Below are 4,323 nucleotides of genomic sequence, written 5' to 3' on the forward strand. Positions count from 1 at the left end.
ATCAATTCATATGTCCCATGCCCGTTCATCAGGACAAGCTCCGTATGACCACCGGAAACGATCAAAGCAAGAAGGGGGAATTCGAATTCCTGTTCAAACCGGTTGGCATAAATGTGTCCGGCAATATGATGAACACCAATCAATGGCTTTTGCTTGGCAAATGCCAACGCTTTTGCTGCGTTAACGCCTACCAGCAACGCCCCGACAAGCCCCGGTCCTTCTGTGACAGCAATCGCATCAATTTGCTCCCATGTCATGTTTGCTTGTTGAAATGCTTCTTCCAAAACAATTGTGATTTGTTCAACATGATGACGTGACGCGACTTCCGGTACGACGCCGCCAAATCGTTTATGACTGTCAATCTGTGAGGCGACCACATTGGAGATAATCTCATTGCCATTTTTGACTATGGCAACAGCCGTTTCATCACAGCTTGTTTCAATCCCTAATATATACGTATCGTTTCTCATGATAAATTCACCCACATAACAATCGCATCTTCCTGATTATCCGTATAGTAATGTTTTCGGATGCCACCCGGAACAAGTCCGAATTTACGGTACATCCGCTGTGCCGCTATATTGGAAACACGGACTTCAAGCGATAGCCGCTTGGCGCCCATCCCTATTGCTTGTTTCATGACATATAAAAAAAGTGTTTCTCCCAATTTCTTTCCTCGATACGCAGGCGTAATGGCAATCGTCGTAATCTGCGCATCGTCAATCACATGCCACATGCCCGCATACCCGGCTACTTGATCATCAACCAGCAGTACAAAATAATGAGCATACATGTTATCGTTCAATTCCTGCATCATAATATTTCTAGGCCACGGTGTCACAAATGAATTTTTTTCAACTTCCATAACATCATCAATATCGGACAGTTCCATCTCCCGGATAACCACGTCACCCATTTTTTCCTTGTTCCTTTTTCAGCCAGTTCGCTTCCGCTTCTGCCAGCCGTAAATAATTCGGGGTTAAGGCATGGGTGCTGTCAGGCTGTGTATGTAAGCCGGCAAAAGCTAAATGGGACGGGTCAGCCATATGACATGGCCCGTCCGGAATGACAGCCAAATCACCAAGGTTAGACTGGATCAGTTCCTCGTGCTTTTTGATATCCGGGCTTAAAAACAAAACGTTCTGGTTTCTTTCAGCCAGCGTTTTCAGCCAGTCTTCCATAAGTATATTTTGTTCCTCAACCGCTAATTCAATTTTATTATACCGGGTCTCGTACAAACCAGTATAAACGAGCCCCCGGCGTGCATCAAAAAACGGACATATGTAGGCATCATAAAAGCGACCCTGCCAGGCAAGCACTTCAAGACTGGACACCCCAACAACCGGTATATCCAGTGACCATGCCATAGACTTTGCTGTTGTCAGGCCGATTCGTACACCGGTATAGGAGCCAGGGCCTTTTGCCACCACAATTTTATCCAATTCTTCGGGCTTCACATCAACTTCATGCATCAGCTGATTGATGGCCGGCATTAACCGCACCGAATGATTCTTCTTTATATTTGTTGTGATCTCCCCAATCAACTGACCATCTTTAAGTAAAGCGACACCCAGTATTTGGTTTGATGTATCCATTGCAAGTATATTCATGACAAAAACTCCTTACAGTACGTGTTCAAAAAGGAGGATAAAGTGAAACTTCATTCAGCAGGGTGTACTTTCCCTGCTGAATGTTAGTTGAACCGAATCGGGCATTTAGGGTCAGTCAGCCGCCGTTTTTGGGCGGGTTACTGACCATTACATGCGGGATAAAGTGAAACTTCATTCAGCCGGACGCTTTTTCCCGCTGAATGTTAGTTGAACCGAATCGGGCATTTAGGGTCAGTTAACCGCCGTTTTTGAGCGGGTTACTGACCATTACATGCGGGATAAAAAAGGACTGGCAGGCTAAGTTCGTAACGTCCCGCCGCACCGCCTGCACTGGCATGTCCTATGTGTCAAAATTTCGAGGCGGCGTCATTTCGAGCTGCGGGTTGCCACAGGATGTGGTGACTTCTGCAGTTGGCGATTGACGTAGGCGCATTTAGCAGAAGGTCCCCTATTCGATGTTGTCATGTTTACCGGACTTTTTGAACAACCTTTTTACAGTGAACCGATTAAATCGGCTGTTACTGAATCAAAATGTTCACCCTTTGGGAAAATTTCTAATAAACGTGTATTATCATCAACATACGTTATGTTAATATTGAGGTATTCAGAAGGTAGGAAATCACTGATAAAGTGTGCCCATTCGACGAGACAGACACCATCACCATTAAAATATTCCTCAAAACCGATATCCTCGTCGGAATCTTCAAGGCGATAAACATCCATATGATAAAAAGGAAGTTCACCTTTGTATTCTTTAATTATATTGAATGTCGGACTATTGACGACGCGTGTCACACCAAACCCGGCGGCAAGTCCCTTGGCAAAAGTTGTTTTGCCGGCTCCAAGGTCACCTTCCAACGTGACGACATCACCCGGCTTCAAAAATTGTGCCAATTGCTCGGCAACATGTATTGTTTCCAATTCAGTACGTGTTTTAATTTGGTACGCACTCATTTTTTCACCTGCTTCAGGTGGGTATAACCCCTTTTTTCCAACCGCTTTTTTGTGTGGCTACGATCAATCAAAAGTACCTCGTGACCATTGTGACCGCTGCTGCTGACATAACCGATTTCAGTAACCGGTGTTTGTGTTGATGCAGCAGCCTGTTTCACATCTTCCCAATTACTTGGCGGAACAGCACCGAGTAATTCAAAGTCTTCCCCGCCAAACATTTTCCACTTGAACTGCTGGTCCTCATTGAATTGATGAAAGTATCTACTGACCGGCAGTTTTTCCTCATAAATGGTCAGACTAACTTGAGATGCTTCAGCCATTTCGTTCGCCTCATTTGCTATCCCATCACTAATATCATTCAATGCCAGTCTTGGCAGCATTTCCAGTTCACTGGCAAAGCGGGTCTTGATGGATGGCATTCGGTGCCGTTGATAAAAAAATGCCTTATCCGAATAATCACCCGGATGATTCAGCATAAAAAAGCCTGCCGCGGAATCCCCTAATGTGCCGGTCACAAATACAATATCGCCAAGTTTCGCCGCACTTCTGTACCTTGCTTTCCCCTGATTAACATAGCCAATGACGGTTATCGACAATACCATCGCTTTTCCAGAAATCGTATCCCCACCAATCAAATCCATTTTATGGACGTCCGCCAAATCTGTCATCCCTTTGTATAAACTGTTCAGCTCGTCCTCATTCCAGGATTGTGGTATTACGATTGACACAAGATAAAATGCCGGCATGGCCCCCATGGCAGACAAATCACTGATATTGGCTGCTAGTGTCCGATATCCAATATGAAACGGATCCATGGTTGACCTTGAAAAATGGATATTTTCAACAAAGGTATCGACGGCCGTAACAATATCCTGTGAAGATTGCCTGAAAACGGCAGCGTCATCCCCGATACCTTTAACAATTGAAGGTTGTTTATAAGTTTGTTGCTTAATGGTATTAATAAACGCAAACTCGTCCATCTATATCACCAATTTTATCACTCATTTATTTAATAATAGCAAAAATAGCTTAAAAAGGAAATTTATGAAAGGCGGCTCGATCGTTGCACATGTCCTCCTCACCGACAAGCAATATTCCGCTTTAAATATAATAATGACCGTTTTCCCATCGATGAAAACGGTCATTCAGTATTATGTATTTTATTGAAAAAATCATATTTCATCCAAAAAATCAGTTATTGATTTTATATGGCGGTCCGGACGGGACTCGAACCCGCGACCTCCTGCGTGACAGGCAGGCATTCTAACCAACTGAACTACCGGACCAGCTGGCTAATGTCAAATTGTACTGCAGAGTGCCACTAATATTCAATAGGCACCGACAACGGTTCGATGCAGTAAATTGAAAGGGGATAGTTGAACTTCACAGTACTGCTAACATTTAACGAGATTGAGTAAGTAGAAATATTTTGGTTGCGGGGGCAAGATTTGAACTTGCGACCTTCGGGTTATGAGCCCGACGAGCTACCAGACTGCTCCACCCCGCGATATAAATGAGTAATAAAATTGATACATGCATATTAAGACTGCTAATTCCGACTGTTCATCGTGTTGCACGATAATTGAAACACAAGTTATATTATAGGGTTATCTTGATTAAAATGCAAGGGTAAATTTAATTTGCACCCTCAAAACTAAATAAGAGCGGTCATTCAAACACTATTAAGCTTTGGTTAAGTCCTCGATCGATTAGTATCCGTCAGCTTCACGTGTCACCACGCTTCCACCCCGGACCTATC

Annotated in this window: 5 protein-coding genes and 2 tRNA genes; all 7 read right to left on the reverse strand. The window is 43.9% G+C overall.

Annotated features, from left to right (window positions below; translation table 11 throughout):
* Window positions 1–470 (reverse strand): tRNA (adenosine(37)-N6)-threonylcarbamoyltransferase complex transferase subunit TsaD (locus VK080_RS02985; protein ID WP_414672207.1); only part of this gene is annotated, 470 nt, incomplete at its 3' end.
* On the reverse strand, window positions 467–916 hold the full coding sequence (gene rimI, locus VK080_RS02990; protein ID WP_324223315.1) for a ribosomal protein S18-alanine N-acetyltransferase: 450 nt from the start codon (window positions 914–916) through the stop codon (window positions 467–469). The genes VK080_RS02985 and rimI, both read right to left, overlap by 4 nt.
* Window positions 909–1,610, reverse strand: coding sequence for a tRNA (adenosine(37)-N6)-threonylcarbamoyltransferase complex dimerization subunit type 1 TsaB (gene tsaB, locus VK080_RS02995; RefSeq protein ID WP_324223316.1), 702 nt, complete (start codon window positions 1,608–1,610; stop codon window positions 909–911). Before tsaB ends, rimI begins: the two co-directional genes overlap by 8 nt.
* Before the next feature lie 492 nt (window positions 1,611–2,102).
* Window positions 2,103–2,564, reverse strand: coding sequence for a tRNA (adenosine(37)-N6)-threonylcarbamoyltransferase complex ATPase subunit type 1 TsaE (gene tsaE, locus VK080_RS03000; RefSeq protein ID WP_324223317.1), 462 nt, complete (start codon window positions 2,562–2,564; stop codon window positions 2,103–2,105).
* Window positions 2,561–3,544 carry a thiamine-phosphate kinase gene (gene thiL, locus VK080_RS03005; RefSeq protein ID WP_324223318.1) on the reverse strand — a complete coding sequence of 328 codons (984 nt, stop codon included), beginning with the start codon at window positions 3,542–3,544 and terminating at the stop codon, window positions 2,561–2,563. The genes tsaE and thiL overlap by 4 nt, the downstream gene beginning before the upstream one ends.
* A 229-nt stretch (window positions 3,545–3,773) precedes the next feature.
* Window positions 3,774–3,850 (reverse strand) — tRNA-Asp (locus VK080_RS03010).
* Window positions 3,851–3,994: 144 nt separating this feature from the next.
* Window positions 3,995–4,071: transfer RNA gene (locus tag VK080_RS03015), tRNA-Met, on the reverse strand.
* Between the last annotated feature and the right edge of the window lie 252 nt (window positions 4,072–4,323).

It is taken from the genome of Lentibacillus sp. (assembly GCF_035301925.1).
GTDB lineage: Bacteria > Bacillota > Bacilli > Bacillales > Amphibacillaceae > Lentibacillus.